Source organism: Eubacterium ramulus ATCC 29099, from assembly GCF_000469345.1.
Classification (GTDB): domain Bacteria; phylum Bacillota; class Clostridia; order Lachnospirales; family Lachnospiraceae; genus Eubacterium_I; species Eubacterium_I ramulus.
Genome location: NZ_KI271153.1, coordinates 79015 through 97901, shown reverse-complemented (window position 1 = coordinate 97901; position 18887 = coordinate 79015). Strand labels below are relative to the sequence as shown.

Genomic DNA, 18887 nt, shown 5'->3' with positions numbered 1-18887 from the left:
TCTGGCCAGTCAATAAATAATTAATAATTTTCCATAACATATTCTTCAAAAAGCGGCAATGTAAAATATACATAACCTCTCGTTTCACCGGAAAGAATTCCCTTTTTAATCAGTCTTTTCCGATATGGATTAAACTCATTTGTTTCCATGTGTAAATGTTCCCGAATATCCTTTATTTTTCCACCTTCCACATCTGCAATTCCACGTGCAACCATACGATCTTTCTGTGACAGTTCCGACCAGATTTTGTCATAAACAAATTCACTCAGATATTGCTCATATTCTCCTCTGACAGCGTTGTAATCTCCATGATGATTCCATGTCAGATAGCCAAGAACCTGAAATGCAAAGGGATATCCTTTCGTAAGATCTGCCATCTGTGTCGCCTGATCCACCTCAATTTCAAAAATAGACTTATACTTATTTACAATTATATACTACTCTTTCACAATATTTTCAAGCTCCTTTTCCGAAAGCTCATATCCCAAAAAATCCTCACAAAACTGTTGTCCCCTCTTTGGATCAGAACCAATATACTCCTTCACCTCTTTCAAAATTTCATCTCCAATTCCCATGTTTCCACGCCAAATCGTTGCCGTATAAAGCGGTGACACAGTTGGGAAAGAAAAATAACCAACTCTCCCATGTTTTACTGATCCAATATACCAGGTATCATCTGCGGTCTTACTCAATGCTCTCACTGAACAACAGCTACGATTGTCTCCAACCGTCAAAATCAACATAGGAAATGCTATGGCATATGGAAAACCATTGACATAAAGCAGATCTCCCGCCTGAAACGGCACAGGAAGATTCAAATTCATACCATCGCAATAATCAATGCTGTCCTCCCGTTTTTCACCATTCGGCGTATTATCCAGCTCCGCGTAATAAATCTCATCATCCGCCACTACATAAGAACACGCGTCATAATATTCTCCATCATCATTTTTGATCCATTTCTTCAAAATATACCAGATGCGTCCATAAGGATCTGTTCCTTCCTTTTTGGCATGACGATCTACAAAGTTCATTGCTTCATTACAGGTATCAAACACCCCTTCAAAATGTGAATCTGCTTCATTCATCATCTCATCCGCAATATTCGATTCCACTGAAATAATCCCATTTACACGCAAATAAGACAACGCTTCTTCCATATTTGAAATATATCTGTGGCACTCTTTTTTCAAAATTTCATCCTGATTTTTCTCTGCCAGATCCCGCAATCTGTAAAATGCTTGCTTTTTCTGTTGCAGCAAAACCGGCGAAAAATAAATCAACTGCGTAATCTGTTCCACACTTAAATCTACGGTTTTCAAATACTCCCTCATGCTTGGTGACAACACAAATTCGTCTATAAATTCTCTGTACATTCCTTTTCGCTCCTTCGTCTTTGTTTGAATTGAGACTCCCGCTTCTGTAATTAAAGGGAAATCTGTAAGTAATGAAAAATAAGAAACCTTTCTCCGTGGAAGTTCAATTTCCGATTTTTCCTTGATTGTACCGCATAAGACAGACATATATTGTCATTGTGATTTCTCACAAAAGAATTTTTCAATATTCCATTTTGTGGCTCACAATGTCAATATATGTCACTCTTAAATGTTATCGTACATAACGAAAAGGTTCCATAAACCAGCCGTTTACTGCTATGTTGTAAAATTTATAGTATAATGACGCCAATAAAGCCACCAAAACAAATGAAGAAAAATAATGGAGATAAATATTATGAAAACAATCGAAGGAACATACACATTTGCAAATATATTTACCACAAATAATGAAGCTCATGCCATTGAGGACTATGCACTGGCTCAGATTCAAATGATCTGCGATCAGGAAGCTTCAAAAAACTGCCGCATCCGTGTCATGCCGGATGTTCACCCGGGCAAAGTCGGTCCCATCGGCTTAACCCAGACACTTGGAGACAAAATCATTTTAAACCTTGTAGGCATTGATATTGGCTGCGGCATGACCTTAGCACAGATCAAAGATAAAAAAATTGAATATCAGAAATTAGATACCGTAATCCGTGAAAACATACCATCCGGATTTTCCATTCGAATGAAGCCGCATCGATTTGCAGAATACTTTGATTTTTCTGCTTTGCACTGTGCTTCCCACATCCAGATGGACAAAGCAATGCGAAGTCTCGGAACACTCGGGGGTGGCAATCACTTCATCGAAGCGGATAAAGACGATGACGGTAACCTCTACATTGTCATTCATTCCGGAAGCCGCCGTCTTGGAAAAGAAGTAACAGAATATTACTTAAATCAAGGACAAAAAGTTTTAAAAGAACAGGGATTACAAATACCTTATGAACTTACCTGGCTTGAAGGTGACATGATGCAGCATTACCTTCATGATCTGCAGATTGTACAGAAATATGCCTCCCTGAATCGTGAAATCATGCTGGATGAACTTGTCAAAGGTATGAAATGGAAAGTCTTGGATTCTTATGAGTGTATTCATAACTATGTGGACAATCGCCCTGAAATCACAGAGTTATTTCATGCCCCTATGCTCCGCAAAGGTGCTATTTCTGCCCTTTCGGGTGAAAAAGTGATCATTCCGATCAACATGCGGGATGGTATTCTTCTTGGCACCGGAAAAGGAAATCCAGACTGGAACTGCTCCGCCCCACACGGTTCCGGTCGAATCATGAAACGGGAAGATGTCAAATCATCCTTTACCGTTTCCGGCTTTAAATCAGTAATGAAAGGAATTTACAGCAGCTGTATCAACAAAGACACTTTGGACGAAGCGCCATTTGCCTACCGTTCCATGGATGATATGCTGGATGTCATTCAAGATACGGTAGATATAACAAATGTACTTCGTCCGGTGTATAACTTCAAAGCTGGAGAAAAATAAACCAGAGGAGAAATATTATGAATTTACCAATTACCGTTACACAAAATGATTTACTAGAAATATTGCTCAATATCGCCCCGGTGAGACCTGTATTTATCTGGGGCGCACCGGGAATCGGAAAATCAGCTCTCGTAGAACAGTTTGCCCGCGAAGTCGGTCTTCCATGCGTATCACTGCTCGGAAGCCAGCTTGCTCCGGAAGACATTATCGGCATTCCACAGATCAAGGGAGAAACATCTGAGTTTCTTCCACCAAAAATGATCGCACGAAAGGAACCTTATGTACTTTTTCTGGATGAACTCAATGCTTGCACACAGGAAGTACAGAAAGCGTTCTATTCTCTGATCCATGAACGTCGAATCGGTGAATATTGTCTTCCTAAAGGCAGCATTGTTGTCGGAGCCGGGAACCGCGCTCAGGACAGTGCCATCGTAAAAACAATGTCTTCCGCACTGATCAACCGAATGTTTCATGTACAATTAAAAGCAGATGCCGGACAGTGGATTAAATGGGCTCAGGCAGAAGGTCTCCATCCTTGGATCATTGATTACATTATTCAAAGACCGGATCATCTGTTTTCCGAACCACCGAAAACGGAAGAACCATTTTCCACACCACGCTCCTGGCATATGCTCAGCGATGCACTGACAGAATATGGTGCCGGAAAAAGAGAACTATCCATAAATACCTTGAAAATGCTTGCCTATGCATGTCTTTCCGAATCCCATGCAGGAATGTTTCTTGCGTACACAAAAACATTGCGCAATACGCATTTATTAGATGAGATCATTGCACAGAAAGCGAAATGGCCGGGCAAACCAGAAGACAGAGACGTGTTATATTTTCTTGCACAGTCTTTCCGCGCCAAATTACTTGCAGAACTTCCCAAAAGCAAACAGGAAATTTCCGGAAATATGCTGTCCTTTGTATATCGCGCCAAAGGAATGCTCCGGGAGCTTGCAACTATTAATTTTGAAATCGCACAGATGACCGTCGCTTCCGACAATCAGGAATCCCTTCCGGATTGGTTTATGATGGAAGTCATCCGAGATCTTCCAAAACTGGTTCGTTAACTTATTATTTTTATAGAAAGAAGGTGAAACAATGCCTTGGTTTAGTAGAAAATATTATCGTGAAGAAGACACTCCAACCGGTTATCGAAATCTGGAATCCGGGTATGCGTTGCTGATGCACAATCCACTTTTTCAGCAGTTGGAGGGAACCATTCTGACAAAAGCATCCCATTTGAATGAAAAAGGAAGTATTGCCTGTGTTTTCAAAAACGGAACCATCCATGTCAACACAAATATCATTCTTTCTCCAGAGCAATGGTATTACGTGCTCGCACACAACCTGCTGCATCTGGCATTTGGGCATTTTGACCAGGATCACATTCCACCTCATTTGGAATTCATCCCAGAACTTTGGAATAAAGCCTGTGACATTTACATTACCCGATTTCTTTACGATATCCGCCTCGGTGATCCGTTCTGTGCAGATCCGGCATCAGGTTATCCCATAAAATTAAATGATGAGCAAAAAATCTATGAATATCTTCTAACCCATGATGATTCCGCAATACAAACTTATGGAACAAATGCAAAAAAGCAGAAAGATATGATCGGTATTGAACATCCCTGTATCTATAAAAAGGGCGAATCCAATCATTATGCCAAAACCTTCTCTTACGCAATCACACATTCCATAAAATCTGCCATCAGCGATGCCGGAGGATATCTCCAGTCTCCGAAACAAGATACAGTCATTTCACAGGCAGCAAACTGGTTTTTAACTCATTATCCGCTGCTTGGTGGGTTGGCAGCTTCTTTTCATATTGCAGAAGATGTAGAACTTTGCCACAAATACGAAATACATATTGCTGCGGTCGATGCGGAACAGGGGATCATTTATGCTAATCCATCCTGCGATTTATCCAAAGAAGAATGGATCTTTGTTCTCGCTCATGAATATCTTCATGCCGGACTTCAGCACCATAAAAGATGCAATGGACGTGATTTTTATCTATGGAATGTTGCCTGTGATTATGTCATTAACGATTGGCTGCATGAGATGGAAATTGGGACTGCTCCCACGTATGGTCTTCTATATGACCAATCACTCCATAACACGTCTGCCGAAGGAATTTATGATCTGATTCTGAAAGAAATGCGAAAATTTAAAAAATCGGATACATTTCGCGGTTATCATAAGGGAGACATTTTTGCAGAAAACAGTCCTCATTTTGAAAGTCTCAGAAATGGGATTTCATTGGATGATTTTTTCAAAAACGCTTTGCGCGAAGGACTGGATTATCATGTCACCAACAACCGCGGTTATCTGCCGGCAGGTCTGGTAGAAGAAATCCGTGCGCTTACCATGCCCGTCATTCCATGGGATGTCGAACTGGCTCGTTGGTTTGATACACAATTTCCACCTCTTGAAAAGCATCGTACCTATGCAAGACCTAGCAGGCGTCAAGGTGCCACACCTGATATTCCAAGACCAAGTTACTCCCTCCGTGAACAGGATCTGGAAAACAGAACTTTCGGTGTTGTAGTTGATACCTCCGGTTCCATGTCCACCAAACAGCTTGGCATGGCACTTGGATCTATTGCCAGTTATGCGGAAGCTAAAGATGTTTCCTTTGTCCGATTGATTTTTTGTGATGCCAAGGCCACTGATGCAGGATATCTGGCACCGGAAGCGATTGCAGGAAGTGTCAAAGTCACCGGACGCGGCGGTACTGTTCTGCAGCCTGGTATTGACTGTCTGGAGAAAGCTTCTGATTTTCCGGCAGATGGTCCGATTTTGATCATTACAGACGGCATGATTGAAGATCATCTGAAAATTAGGCGAAAACATGCGTTTTTACTTCCTAAGGGAAACAAACTGCCATTTGCACCTAAAGGTGATGTATTTTATTTCAGGGAGTGATAAATTCACTCCCTGATACACTTACCTATACAATTGTAACATATCCTGTAGATTCTTTCTCATTTCTTCCCGCATGCTCTGTGGTTTTAGAACCTCGATATTTCTTCCCTGACTCAAGAGCCACATGAGAATACCCTTTCCGTAAACTTCCGCTTCTATTGTATACGAATCTTCCGTTTCCGACAATATTTCGGCAGTAGGAAGCCTGTCCAAAACCGCTTCCACATTTCGTCCGGTATATTTCAACTCAATCCTTGTCAATTTTCCCGGAAACATAAACTGCACCCGTTTTCGAAATTCACCTTCTTCAAACCGATCCGCATATGCAATTTTGAATTTTTCGCCCACTTCCTGATAAGATTTGATACGGTCAACTCTGAAAATTGCCGGATAATCGTACTTTTGTACATACTTTCCAGTATCATCTTTTTCTACAATGAATGCATTCAAATAAAAATAATACTCTGAAAATATTAAACCTACCGGTTGAATTACCCGTTTTACGTTTTCTCTGGCAGAAACTTTTTTCCCATATGTAATTTCGATCAAATTACACTGCTTTATTTCTTCTCCCAAAACCCAAAGCTTATCCTTCACCACGGACTTATGCTTCAATTCCACATAATGAAATGTTTCATTTCTGATTAATTCGGACACTAATTTCATATTTTTCTGCGGAACACAGCCCAAAATCATCTTATCAAGAATTTCTTTAATTTCTTTTTTGGTAAATGCTCTGCTTTCCAACAAAATTTTACTGACTGCCAGAATTTCATCATTTGACATTAAGGCTTGCTCTGCTCCGGTCAACACGTAGCCTTTTCGGCTTCTGTCATATACAACTTGTCTGGAATCACCGGAATTGTCTGTCTGTTCCATAAGAAATGCGCGAATGTCATCTATATCACGTTGAATAGATCGTTCATCTACGCCAAACTGCTTGGCTTCTTCCTGTTTATTCAGACATTTTCCGGAACATAAACGCTGGTACATGTTCAGGATTCGATAGTTTTTTGATATTTTTTCCATTAATTTTCACTCAGTTTTTTTCACTTATCGTTCTTATAAAAAGAGAAGTTTATTCTATAATTTATAATAGAATACACCTCTCTCTCATACACTTCGCTGCAAATGTTTTATTTCTTTCTTTTTAAGATTACTTTATTATCATTAATTTTTGTCAAATTGTAATCTCTCAACTTATTCAAAGCACCTACACCTCCTGCAGCGACTGCGATTGAAACTGCTGATACTGCTGTAGGAACACCTAAAACAGTTGCTGCCGCACCTCCTGAAATAAGCGCTGCAGATCCTGTTGCTGGAGTCGATGTACCTGCTGTTGCTACTGTTGCTACTACAGAAACTACTGCCACACCAATGGCTCCAATTGCCAGCCCCCAAGCTGGTTTTCCAGTCCCATGTATTTTAATTACTTTCTTAACTAAATCTCCCTCTATTGTAATAGTATCCTCTTCTCTTTTTAATGCTTCTCCTAATTCTTTTTCTGTTCTCATAAGTAAATCCTTCCTTTCTCACTATTCTCTTTTTCTTCAATGTTTCTTATTATTTTATTGATACTTTTTAACACAACAGAAATCAATATATGCATATAGATCTTCCCTAAGTAGTTATTTTGAATATTAAAATTACTTTTCTTTTGAATTTGAAGGTTTTAATTTAATACTAGTACCATCACTAGTGCTATATTCTAGTTCATATCCGGCAAGAACTGTTATTATTGAAAGTCCCAATCCACCTGCTAGCAATATTGCGATTGTAGAAACTGCTGCACCTCCAACTGCACCTCCTTCTTCTGCTGCAGCCAATAATCCTGCAATAGGTATACTTGCCCCACCAGTGAAAGGTGCAGCAATAAATCCAAGTCCCGCAATTGCTACACTTCCAATCATAAATTTTTTTCTGGTTTTTCTCTGTTTCATATTTTTTTCTACAGTTTTTGCCAAATCACCTTTTATCAAAATGTGTTCTACCTTTTTTTCACATGCTACACGAAGTTCTTCTTCTGTTGTTACAACTACTGAATTTGACATAAATAATTTCTCCTTTTTCTTAATGTAATTTACTTACAGATTTCTTCTGTTCATCTTTGTTTATCATTTTACTCAATCTCCCGCAATTCGGACACTCTATCTGTCCCACATCCGGATTCCAAAAATATGGCTTTTTACACTTCGGACATCGTTTCATTACCGTTTTCATTGACATATCCTTCACCCCCTTCTCTTAACCATGTATCAGTACCTTTTGCAATTATCTTTTCCCATATTAGATTTTCATCAGATCCGCATAAATATATCAATTTATGCACAATCTGATACCACTCCCTCTTTGTCGTTGCATGGCTCTCCATTAAAGCCCTTGCAACTGTCAGCAGATCTTTTTCGTCCAGCTTATTGCTTTTTCTAGTCTGTAAAATGTATCCGCCAGCAGTTTTGTCATAAACAATTTCCTGTATTTCGCCGAACAATGATGACTGCTCCTGCAAAAAGCACTGCATATCTGTAATGTCCCTCTGGATCGTTCTGGCAGCTACCCCGTAACGGATACTCTCTTCCTGCTTATAAATCACTTTTCCTTGTTTCAATCTCGTATATATCGACAGAATACGTCCTGCTTTATCTTCTGAATCTCTTCCCATTTTTTACTCCTTTTCCTGTTTTTTCTTGATTATATAATTACAGACGGACATATACTGTCATCGACACAATATTTTTTTAATTATTCAAAGACACCATCTGTCATTTAATTCCATATTATGTCCTGTAATAAGACAGTTTTTTGTGATTCTTAGTATACCATTTATTATGTCCTATTTCAAGACAGGAGGTCTTTGTATGGCACGGATTATTGATACTGATAACAAAAATCTGATTGGAAATAAAGTGAAAATTTTACGAAAAAAGAAGCATATGAGCCAGCAGCAGCTCTCTGATAAACTGGAAACACTGGCCATCTATATCTGTCGCGGTTCCATTTCCAGAATTGAAGACGGCAGTCGGACAGTTACGGATATTGAATTGTACGGTCTGTCTCAGGTGCTTGCAACACCCATAGAAGATTTTTTCAAATAGCCTCAGCATAAAAAACTATTTCAAAACAAAAAAGACGGAACATATTCATCCTTCATATGCTCCGTCTTTTTACATACTGTTTTTTATTCTATTCTACTTTCCCTTTTGTGATAACGTCCAGTTTTTCTCTGACTTTACTTTCCGGTATTTCCTTTTCTTCTTCCCTTGGTGTTTTCAGGAATTTTTTAATTGCAAATATAATTGCCATACCAATGATCGTCAACAGATTTTCCACCGCACTGGTATCCAGCACCACCATATGACGGACGATTACAAACATTACGACTTCCAGGATCGTGTCCACATCCGGTTTACAAAGCATTTTGAAAAACTCAATGCCGATCAGAACGTTTAATACATACCCAAGGAAATCCAGAAATGCATGTGCCGATTCCCGGTTCTGTACAAATGCCAAAAACGGTTTCCATAACGACAAAATTGCTACAACCACAGCAATTATAATAATGACATTGACCACAAGCTCCAGCAATTCACTGGCATGGTCAATCATTTTTCGAATCTTTGCCCCCATATATCATTACTTTCCTTTCTCTGAATTATCTTATGCCTGATCTTTGTGCTGATTGAACACCACGTCACCAGACTCTTCAAAAATCTCAATCAGATTTCCTGTGTTATCCCGGATAAAAACACCATACGTATCATCTACTTCCGCAACCATCGCGATTTCGACACCCATTGCCTCCAGCTCAGCTTTCGCTTTTTTTCCATCCGGTACGCCAAAGGACATATGCTTGTTTCCATGTGTCATCAGATCCCGATTCGGTACTCTGCGATCTTCCGGCAAGGCATTCGCTCCTGGTGCTTCAAATACTTCCAACAAAAAACCTACTCCTTGCAGATGTGCCACTTTGATGCCTGCTCCTGGAATTTCCGAACGGTTAACCACGGTAAATCCAAACACATCGTGATACCATTTAATCGTTTCTTCAATATCCGCAACACTGATTGCACAGTGATTGATCCCATTGATTTTTACTGCCATTTTTCTCTATTACCTCCATCTGACAATCTTTCTTTCAATAATCGTGACGTCCCAAAAGTGCTTCATCCGCCCTTGTACGACAAATGCTTCGCCCTTTTGACGATGTAATCAGTATATAGAAAAAATATGCCTCCTGCAAGATGATTTTTTACAAACAAAAAATCCCGGTAAAAACCGGGACTTTCTGATCACAAGCTTCGAAAGGGACTCGAACCCTCGACCTACGCATTACGAGTGCGTCGCTCTACCAACTGAGCCATCGAAGCACGCATGAGATATTATATTAGATTTTTCCCTTTGTTGCAAGACCTTTTTTTCATTTTTTTCACAAATCTGTACAAAATTTCAGTTGTGAAACAAATTTTATTACAGTTCCATGCCAAATACTTGTAAAGCGGACATTCACAATCCGCTTTCGCTACTTGCTCATGAACGCAGCCGCTTTGCGACCTGTGTTCAAATGGTGTTCATATTTAGAATATTTTTCAGATTACACTTGCTATTCTTCCTAAACTGTGATATGTTATCCAAGTAAAAACTACTATATTCGTCTTATCTTTATACAAATCAATCATGAACTATTCTACATTTCAAACAGTTATCATGGAACGCTTAGAGCGTGATATCCCAGACCCCAAACATATTTCCATTCAACAGGTTACAAAAAATAATGGCATTGTTCTGGACGGACTTTCTATCATGGAAAATGACTGTAATATATCACCAACACTGTATCTGAACTACTATTACGATTCCTATAAACACGGCGTAGCCTTTCAAGATGTGTACCAATCATTATTAAGGGATTATCAGAATCACAGGCCATCCGGAAATATTGATTCCTCTTTTTTCACAGACTTTTCCAACATCAGAGACAAAATCGCCCTGAAGCTGATTCACTACGAACGTAACAAAATACTCCTCAAAGATGTTCCGCATATTCGATTTCTGGATCTTGCCATCGTCTTCTACTGCCTGATCAGCATGGATATTACACAAGGGTCAGCTACGATACTGATTCATCATTCCCATTTAAAAAACTGGAATATGCAGACCGACGATCTCTTCGAGATTGCGAAAAAAAATACGCAGCAGATTCTTCCGGAAAAACTCTATGACATGAATGATGTTTTGCATGAACTCACCGATAAAAGCCAGCATGTATCTGATGACTGCTGCTGTGAGGTACCATACCCGATGTTCGTCCTCACCAATGAAAGTAATCTTTTCGGTGCAGCCTGTATCATCTACCCAAATCTTCTGCAGCATTATGCCGCGGAAGCACAGACAGATTTCTATATTCTTCCAAGCAGTATCCATGAAGTAATCCTTGTGCCAACACTGGAGAATAGTGATTATCAGGAGCTTTCTGAAATGGTTCAGGAGGTCAATGACACACAGCTTCAGGATGATGAAATTTTATCTACGCACGCCTATTATTATTCACGCAAAGAAAATGAAATCACGATGTAACAATATATATGAATTCACGTTGAACGCACGTGAGACTTGATGCGTGATTCCGGTCAGCATAAGCTGACCTATTCTCCTCAGAATCACTGCACGTTACACTTCCCCTGATGATTCATACTGCAGCCATCAGGGGAAGCATTATTTCTTTTTATTATTTGTCTTTGTTTTTGCAGCTGGCTTTGCCTTTGGCTTGACCGTTTCTTTCTTCTTTGCCTCTGCTTCTTTTGCCGCAGCTTCCATTCTTTGAAGTTCCGCTTCTCTTTCGGCAGCTTCCGCTTCCAGCATCAATTTGACCCTCAATTCTGCTTCCAGACGTTTCTGTTCCCGCTCTTCCAGTTCTTTTTGCCATTCCAGCTCCTGTGCATGTTCTTTTTCACTGCGTGCATAGAGTCCTTCGTAGATCTCTGCATATTTGCTGGCAGATGCCGCCCAGGAATAATCCATCGCCATGCCTCGGTGAATGATACCTTCCCATTCTTCCGGATAGCCAAAATAAATCTTGCAAGCGTAACGAATCATATAAAGCATCTCATGTGCATTATAATTATGAAAACTGAATCCTGTTCCGGTATGTTCAAACTCATTATATGCTTCTACCGTATCCTTCAGGCCACCGGTTTCACGAACCATCGGTACAGTTCCGTAACGCATACTCATCAGCTGACTCAGTCCGCATGGTTCAAACAAGGACGGCATCAGAAATGCATCACAGCCTGCATAGATACGGTGTGCAAACTCCTCAGAATAACAGATATTCGCAGACACACGCCCCGGATATTTCTGTGCAAAATATCGGAACATATCTTCATAACGCTTTTCTCCTGTCCCAAGAACTACAATCTGAATCCGCTCATCGCCAAGGATTTCATCCATCATATAATCTACAAGATCAAATCCTTTCTGATCGGTCAGACGGGATACCATTCCAAGCAGGAACTTATCCGTATCTTCTTCTAGGCCAGTCTCCTTCTGTAATGCCTGCTTATTTGCTTTTTTATAAGAGGAAACATCACCCGTCAGTTTTTTTGCAATGGCCGGATCTTTCTTCGGATCAAACACATTATAATCCAGACCATTGACAATTCCGGACAGTGCAAACGATTTTGCACGCATCAGACCATCCAGCCCTTCGCCACCTTCGGTGGACTGAATCTCTTTCGCGTATGTCTCACTGACGGTCGTGATATGGTCCGCATATACGATACCGCCTTTCAGAAGATTCGCATTTCCATAGCTTTCCAGCTTGTCTATCGTAAAATAGGAACTGTCCAATCCGGTCACATCTCGAATTGCATCCACATACCAGCGTCCCTGGAATTTCATATTATGAATAGTGTATACCGTACGCATATAGCGATAGAACTCATTCTGCCGGAACTGAGCTTCCAGAAATACCGGAATCAGACCTGTCTGCCAATCATGACAATGAATAATATCCGGCTGGAATCCGATTTCCGGCAAAATAGTCAGGACAGCTTTGGAAAAATAAGCAAATTTCTCCGCATCCTGATAAATCTGTCCATAAGGTGCCGGTCCCGCAAAATAATACTCATTGTCAATGAAATAAAATGTGACACCATCTTCTTTCCGTTCATAAACACCTGCATACTGGGTACGCCAGTTTAACTGCACCTGACATTCAGTCACAAGTTTCATCTCTTCTGTGTATTTACGGTCCATGCACATGTACTTCGGAACCACAACACGTACATCATATTCATTCTTTGGAAAATATTTCGGCAAAGAACCAACGACATCGGCCAGTCCACCTGTTTTAATAAACGGTACTGCTTCCGATGATGCAAATAATATTTTTTTCATCCTGTTCCCCCAATCCTTATTGTAGGTAGTATATTTGTAAAATATTATAGCACATTTGCCGAGCCTCACCAACTGCTTTTCTCAGTTTCTTTTCCTGCTTTTCATCTCTTTTAACGTTAACTATTTTCCAGGCGGATTTTGTCTGCTATCAGTGCGATAAACTCTGAATTAGTAGGTTTACCCTTGCCATTATTGATGGTATAACCGAATAAAGCATCAATGGTATCCATTTTTCCACGGTTCCATGACACTTCAATCGCATGTCTGATGGCACGCTCCACACGGCTTGCCGTTGTCTGATACTTTTTGGCAATCGTAGGGTACAGAATTTTCGTAATTGAATTTAACATTTCTATATCATTTACAGACATAATAATCGCATCCCTCAAATATTGATATCCTTTGATATGTGCCGGTACACCGATTTCGTGGATGATATCCGTGACACGACTTTCCAGACTTTTCTGCAATTGCTCCGGATTTTCTCCCGGATTAATCCGACGCATATGAAAAGACTTTCTATTTTCATGATGTCGGACCATTTTTATCCGATTTACGATCATATCTCTGTCAAAAGGCTTCATTATGTAATAGTCCGCGCCAAGTTTGAAGGCATCCTCCGTCACACGCTCCTGACCGATTGCACTGATCATGATAAATGTCGGAAATTTCTTTAACGTTTTATCTTTTTTAACTTTGTCGATCACACCTAAGCCATCTAATTTTGGCATCACAATATCTAATAGAACGACATCCGGCTCCTTTGTTTTTATCATTTTGTACGCTTCCTCACCATTACATGCGGTTCCTACCACCTGTAATTCTTCATCTCGTGCCACAATATCTGACAACAGATGTACCATTAATTCATTATCATCTGCAATTCCGACATTCAGCTTACTCATATTTACCTCCTAGTGATTTATATTTTGCGAACAAATGTATTATAAACACAGGAAATCTTATTTTTTGTCGACTATTGTCTATAAATTTCATTTCGTGTTTATATATAATATGCTATCACAGTAAGACGCAGATTGCAATTTTTTCGTTGTATAAATAAAATATACTGTTGACAAGTAGACGTTCATATGTTTTAATATTCATATGAATAATTAATCATATATTCATCAATATAGACAGGAGGATTTCCCTATGCATAAATTGGAAGACGAACATAAATTGGAACATCAGCACGAAGAAGAGGCCTGCACCTGCGATTGCTGTGCTCATGACCATGACGATGACTGTGGCTGCGGACATGAGCATCACCATCACGATCATAAACACCATGACGATGACTGTGGCTGCGGACACGAGCATCACCATCATGAGCATGAACATCATGTAGAACGTGTCCACAGTGGGAACAGTAAAGTTTATATTTTACAGAACCTTGGCTGTGCTCATTGTGCAGCCAAAATGGAAGATAAGATCAATGAACTTCCCGGTGTTACTGCTGCCACTATTACTTATACTACAAAACAACTGCGCCTCTCCGCCGCTGATCCGGACAAATACCTCCCGGAAGTTCAGAAAATCTGTGCTTCCATCGAGTCAGAAGTAAAAGTTATTCCAAGAGATACGCTGGAAAAAGAGAAAAAACAGAAACAGACGGAAGGTCATTTTCACGAAGAAGAAGGCGACGATAAGAAAGAACTGGCCTGCATCATCAGTGGTGCCGTACTTTTTGCCATCGGTATCATTTTAAACCACACCATTGATAATGCACTTGCTTCTTTTATTATTTTTGCGATTGCTTATATCATTCTGGGTGGAGAAATCCTGGTAAAAGCATTCAAAAACATCTCCCACGGACAGGTATTTGACGAAAATTTCCTGATGAGTGTGGCTACTCTTGCCGCGTTTGCAATCCGCGATTTTCCGGAAGCTGTCGGTGTTATGCTTTTCTACCGCATCGGTGAATTTTTCGAGGATAAAGCAGTGGAACGCAGCCGTGGTCAGATCATAGATGCCGTCGATATGCGACCGGAAGTTGTAAATCTCGTATCTAATCAGAATATTACTGTCATTCCGGCAGAAGATGCAAACGTAGATGATATCCTGTTGATCCGCCCAGGTGACAGAGTTCCACTGGACGGTGTGATTATTGAAGGTGAAAGCCGGCTGGATACTTCTCCGATCACCGGTGAACCGGTTCCGGTAAGTGTATCTGTGGGTGATTCCATCACATCCGGCTGTGTCAACACCTCCGGCCAGTTAAAAATGCGTGTGGAAAAGCCGTTATCCGAATCTATGGTTTCCCGTATTCTGGAATCCATGGAAAACGCTGCCGCAAGTAAACCGAAGATTGATCGTTTTATCACAAGATTTGCAAAGGTATATACCCCTTGCGTCGTAATCGCAGCCGTCATCATTGCTATTCTTCCATCTGTTGTGAGCGGAAACTGGAATTACTGGATCTACACAGCCATTTCCTTTTTGGTAATGAGTTGCCCTTGTGCCCTTGTATTAAGCGTGCCGCTGGCATTCTTCTCAGGTATTGGTGCCGGTTCCAAAAAAGGTATCCTGTTCAAAGGCGGACTGTCCATGGAATCTTTAAGCAAACTTGGTGCTGTTGTCATGGATAAAACCGGAACAATCACAGAAGGTAACTTTAAACTTCAGAAAACTGTATCTTCCGGTTCCCTTTCAGAAGACGAACTGCTTGCACTCTGTGCCGGATGTGAACAGTATTCCACACACCCGATTGCTGTCAGCATCGTCGCAGCGGCAAGAGAAAAGGGACTGCACTTTGCAGAGCCGGAAAAACTCTCCGAAATCGCCGGACACGGTATTATCGCAGAAACTTCTTATGGTTCCGTTTTATGCGGAAACCATAAATTGATGGATAAGTATCACATTATCATGCCGGAACTGACAGCTGATTCTTATGGTTCCGAGGTATTCCTTGCAGTAAACGGTACGTTTGCCGGATATATGGTTATCTCTGATACGATTAAATCCGATGCTGTATCTGCTATCCGGAAATTAAAAGCACTTGGCCTGCATTCCGTTATGCTCACCGGGGATTCTCAGTCCGGAGCTGACGCAGTCGCTGCTGCTACCGGCATTGACGAAGTACATGCGAAACTGCTCCCGGAAGGCAAATTAAATGAGCTTGGAAAAATACGCAATAAATATGGTGCTGTCATGTTTGTCGGTGATGGTATCAATGACGCTCCTGTACTGGCCGGTGCAGATGTCGGTGCTGCCATGGGAACCGGTGCAGATGCTGCCATTGAAGCGGCTGATGTCGTATTTATGACATCTTCCACAGAGGCCATTCCGCAGTCTATCAACATTTCAAAAGCAACGAACCGTATTGCAATTCAGAACGTTGTATTTGCACTTGTCATCAAAATTGCTGTTATGATCCTCGGACTGACCGGACATGCAAATATGTGGATGGCTGTATTCGCAGATACCGGTGTAGCCATGATCTGTGTATTAAATTCCATCCGTGCGCTCTATATTAAATAAAAAATAGTCGGTGGTATTCTCCTGCTGCTGAAATCTGATTACATCTTGAAGCAATGCATACATTACATTATCCTGTATCAGATCACTTTCAGCAGTACAGAAGAAACCACCGATAATTATTTGACTTGCTTTTCATTTTACGTTACAATAAAAGTACTATGCAGGGAACCGTTGTGCCACACGATCGGACATTTGGAACAATATTTTTCCTGCAAAGTGCAGCTAGAATTTCGATTTGGAGGATATGATACAATGGGGATAGCAAATATGGATGATTCCAATTATGATGACACTTTATATCAGCTTGCTGATTTATTTAAAGTATTTGGAGATCCGACCAGAATACGAATTTTATCAGTTCTTTCCAAACAGGAATTGTGTGTGCAGGACATTGCAGATGCGCTGTCCATGACACAGAGTGCTATCTCGCATCAGCTTCGGATTCTGAAACAGTCCGCACTGGTTAAATTCCGCCGGGAAGGGAAAACCATCTACTACTCCCTGGCAGACGATCATGTGGCAACCATCATGGCTCAGGGTCTGGAACATGTGTGTGAATGATTATGTATGATGAAAGGGTTATATGAATATGAAAGAAAAAGCATTGCAAAGACGCAACTCATTTTTGCTTGTTCTGGCGGCTTTTATCTGGGGAATTGCATTTGTCGCACAGAGCGAAGGCGGCAAATTCGGACCATATACATTTAACGGCATCCGTTTTTTACTGGGTGCCGCTGTCTTATGTCCGGTACTTCTGATTATGAGCAAAAAGAATCCAGACCACAAAGCGCCATCTCCTAAGAGCAGAAAAGCTTTGATCACCGGCGGCATCGCCTGCGGTATTGTTCTCGGATTTGCAAGTACCCTGCAGCAGCTGGCGCTCTTTTACGGAGCAACTGCTGGAAAAGCAGGATTTTTAACTACCTGTTACATTTTAATTGTACCAATCATTGGTCTGTTTTTGGGAAAAAAATGCGGATGGAACATTTGGATTGGCATTGGGCTGGCACTGATCGGTCTTTATCTGCTTTGTATGAAAGGCTCTTTCTCTCTGCAGTTGCCGGATCTGCTTCTCCTGCTGTGTGCCCTTGGATTTTCCTTTCATATCTTGTGTGTGGATCATTTTTCCCCACTTGTGGATGGCATCAAGCTTTCCTGTGTCCAGTTTCTGGTAGCAGGTATTGTCTCTCTGATTCCTGCATTCTTCATTGATATGCAGCACTCATTTGCCAATATTCCATCCACACTTGCCGCCTTTGGTGCACCTGCTGCCCTGATTTCCCTGCTCTATGCCGGAATTCTTTCCTCCGGTGCAGGCTATACACTTCAGGTAGTGGGTCAAAAAGGTATCAATCCGACAATTGCATCTCTGCTGATGAGCCTGGAATCTGTATTTTCCGTGCTGGGAGGCTGGATCATTCTGCATGAGCGCATGAATGGACGGGAGTTGTTCGGTTGTGCCTTAATCTTTGCAGCAGTTATCCTCGCACAAATACCATTGGAAGCTTTCCGCCGGAAAACTTCTACACAATAATTTTACAATTTTGTACTAATAATACTCCCAGGTCCTTTATGCTAAAAGGAACTGGGAGTATATCATTAAGGAGACATGATTCTATGGAAAAAGATACCCGTACTGAATTTGAAAAAATGGAAGCCGGTGAAATGTTCTGGAACAGTGACGCAAAAATCGGCGAACTAAAAAAGCACGCCCGCAGACTTGCCGACCGATTTAATGCAACTACCGAAGATGAAGATCAGCTTCGTCTCTCGCTTTTAAAAGAATTATTCGGCGACTGCGACGATGATATTTTTATCAAACCACCATTTCACTGCGATTATGGTTTTCATATCCATGTCGGCAAAAATTTCTTCGCCAATTTCCAGTGTGTCATGCTGGATGCAGCACCGATCACCATCGGTGATAACTGTCTGATGGGACCACAGACCTGTCTCTACACCGTCAGTCATCCAATGGATTCCAAAACCAGGATAGCAAATTATGTAAGCGGCCAGCCCATCACCATCGGTGACAATGTCTGGTTCGGCGGTAACTGCATCGTCCTTCCGGGTGTGAACATCGGAAATAACGTCGTAGTCGGTACAGGTTCCGTCGTAACAAAAGACATTCCGGATAACGCCGTAGTCGTCGGTAATCCCGCCAGAATCATCCGCTATACGACATAAAAAATAGAACA

Annotated in this window: 18 protein-coding genes, 1 tRNA gene and 1 pseudogene; 9 read left to right on the top strand and 11 right to left on the bottom strand. The window is 41.0% G+C overall.

The genetic code is table 11. From position 1 onward, the window contains the following. Window positions 1-20 precede the first annotated feature (20 nt). The gene (locus HMPREF0373_RS11115) at window positions 21-377 is read right to left on the bottom strand and encodes a hypothetical protein (protein WP_242831208.1); all 357 of its coding nucleotides are present in this window, start codon (window positions 375-377) and stop codon (window positions 21-23) included. A gap of 60 nt (window positions 378-437) precedes the next feature. Further along, complete coding sequence (locus HMPREF0373_RS16800; protein WP_044964032.1) at window positions 438-1376, bottom strand: hypothetical protein; 939 nt, start codon at window positions 1374-1376, stop codon at window positions 438-440. A 355-nt stretch (window positions 1377-1731) separates the two neighbouring features. Here HMPREF0373_RS16800 and HMPREF0373_RS11105 point away from each other — a divergent pair, with 355 nt between their 5' ends. Genes HMPREF0373_RS11105 through HMPREF0373_RS11095 form a run of 3 tightly spaced genes read left to right on the top strand, consistent with a single transcriptional unit; the run spans window position 1732 to window position 5814 of the window. Then, window positions 1732-2880 (top strand): RtcB family protein, encoded by a 1149-nt coding sequence (locus tag HMPREF0373_RS11105; protein ID WP_081695262.1) that lies wholly within the window; start codon window positions 1732-1734, stop codon window positions 2878-2880. Between the two features lie 17 nt (window positions 2881-2897). Further along, on the top strand, window positions 2898-3953 hold the full coding sequence (locus HMPREF0373_RS11100) for an AAA family ATPase (RefSeq protein WP_021739816.1): 1056 nt from the start codon (window positions 2898-2900) through the stop codon (window positions 3951-3953). Between the two features lie 31 nt (window positions 3954-3984). Beyond that, the gene (locus tag HMPREF0373_RS11095) at window positions 3985-5814 is read left to right on the top strand and encodes a DUF2201 family putative metallopeptidase (protein ID WP_021739815.1); all 1830 of its coding nucleotides are present in this window, start codon (window positions 3985-3987) and stop codon (window positions 5812-5814) included. Window positions 5815-5835: 21 nt separating this feature from the next. On the opposite strand, the gene HMPREF0373_RS11090 is transcribed toward HMPREF0373_RS11095, so the two are convergent. The 4 genes from HMPREF0373_RS11090 to HMPREF0373_RS11075 all read right to left on the bottom strand — a co-directional run bounded on the left by HMPREF0373_RS11090 (window position 5836) and on the right by HMPREF0373_RS11075 (window position 8473). Then, window positions 5836-6843, bottom strand: a complete 1008-nt coding sequence (locus HMPREF0373_RS11090) for a helix-turn-helix transcriptional regulator (RefSeq protein WP_021739814.1) — start codon at window positions 6841-6843, stop codon at window positions 5836-5838. A gap of 107 nt (window positions 6844-6950) precedes the next feature. Further along, window positions 6951-7328 (bottom strand): hypothetical protein, encoded by a 378-nt coding sequence (locus HMPREF0373_RS11085; RefSeq protein WP_021739813.1) that lies wholly within the window; start codon window positions 7326-7328, stop codon window positions 6951-6953. Between the two features lie 132 nt (window positions 7329-7460). Further along, window positions 7461-7865 carry a hypothetical protein gene (locus HMPREF0373_RS11080; RefSeq protein ID WP_021739812.1) on the bottom strand — a complete coding sequence of 135 codons (405 nt, stop codon included), beginning with the start codon at window positions 7863-7865 and terminating at the stop codon, window positions 7461-7463. Between the two features lie 134 nt (window positions 7866-7999). Beyond that, the gene (locus HMPREF0373_RS11075; RefSeq protein WP_021739810.1) at window positions 8000-8473 is read right to left on the bottom strand and encodes a hypothetical protein; all 474 of its coding nucleotides are present in this window, start codon (window positions 8471-8473) and stop codon (window positions 8000-8002) included. Between the two features lie 196 nt (window positions 8474-8669). Between HMPREF0373_RS11075 and HMPREF0373_RS11070 the strand changes: the two genes are divergently transcribed. Further along, window positions 8670-8906 (top strand): helix-turn-helix transcriptional regulator, encoded by a 237-nt coding sequence (locus tag HMPREF0373_RS11070; protein WP_022036545.1) that lies wholly within the window; start codon window positions 8670-8672, stop codon window positions 8904-8906. An 88-nt stretch (window positions 8907-8994) separates the two neighbouring features. Here the strand turns inward: HMPREF0373_RS11070 and HMPREF0373_RS11065 are convergent, their stop codons facing one another. From HMPREF0373_RS11065 to HMPREF0373_RS11055, 3 genes are all read right to left on the bottom strand, one after another. After that, a complete protein-coding gene (locus tag HMPREF0373_RS11065) occupies window positions 8995-9438 on the bottom strand; it encodes a phosphate-starvation-inducible PsiE family protein (RefSeq protein ID WP_021739808.1) in 444 nt (147 codons plus the stop codon). A gap of 30 nt (window positions 9439-9468) precedes the next feature. Then, the gene (locus HMPREF0373_RS11060; protein ID WP_021739807.1) at window positions 9469-9912 is read right to left on the bottom strand and encodes a VOC family protein; all 444 of its coding nucleotides are present in this window, start codon (window positions 9910-9912) and stop codon (window positions 9469-9471) included. 193 nt (window positions 9913-10105) lie between these two features. Further along, window positions 10106-10178: transfer RNA gene (locus HMPREF0373_RS11055), tRNA-Thr, on the bottom strand. Window positions 10179-10485: 307 nt separating this feature from the next. On the opposite strand from HMPREF0373_RS11055, the gene HMPREF0373_RS11050 reads away from it, so the two are divergent. Further along, window positions 10486-11385, top strand: a complete 900-nt coding sequence (locus HMPREF0373_RS11050; protein ID WP_021739806.1) for a DUF5688 family protein — start codon at window positions 10486-10488, stop codon at window positions 11383-11385. A gap of 387 nt (window positions 11386-11772) precedes the next feature. On the opposite strand, the pseudogene glgA reads toward HMPREF0373_RS11050, so the two are convergent. Next, window positions 11773-13206, bottom strand: a pseudogene (gene glgA, locus HMPREF0373_RS11045) (glycogen synthase GlgA); the annotation flags it as partial. Window positions 13207-13322: 116 nt separating this feature from the next. Then, a complete protein-coding gene (spo0A, locus tag HMPREF0373_RS11040) occupies window positions 13323-14111 on the bottom strand; it encodes a sporulation transcription factor Spo0A (RefSeq protein WP_021739804.1) in 789 nt (262 codons plus the stop codon). Between the two features lie 250 nt (window positions 14112-14361). Here spo0A and HMPREF0373_RS11035 point away from each other — a divergent pair, with 250 nt between their 5' ends. The 4 genes from HMPREF0373_RS11035 to HMPREF0373_RS11020 all read left to right on the top strand — a co-directional run bounded on the left by HMPREF0373_RS11035 (window position 14362) and on the right by HMPREF0373_RS11020 (window position 18876). Next, window positions 14362-16689, top strand: a complete 2328-nt coding sequence (locus HMPREF0373_RS11035; protein ID WP_081695260.1) for a heavy metal translocating P-type ATPase — start codon at window positions 14362-14364, stop codon at window positions 16687-16689. Window positions 16690-16941: 252 nt separating this feature from the next. Further along, on the top strand, window positions 16942-17250 hold the full coding sequence (locus HMPREF0373_RS11030) for an ArsR/SmtB family transcription factor (RefSeq protein WP_022036421.1): 309 nt from the start codon (window positions 16942-16944) through the stop codon (window positions 17248-17250). A gap of 22 nt (window positions 17251-17272) precedes the next feature. After that, window positions 17273-18223 carry a DMT family transporter gene (locus HMPREF0373_RS11025; RefSeq protein ID WP_021739800.1) on the top strand — a complete coding sequence of 317 codons (951 nt, stop codon included), beginning with the start codon at window positions 17273-17275 and terminating at the stop codon, window positions 18221-18223. Window positions 18224-18306: 83 nt separating this feature from the next. Continuing rightward, entirely contained in the window at window positions 18307-18876 is a 570-nt protein-coding gene (locus HMPREF0373_RS11020) for a sugar O-acetyltransferase (RefSeq protein ID WP_044964029.1), read from the top strand. Window positions 18877-18887 lie beyond the last annotated feature (11 nt).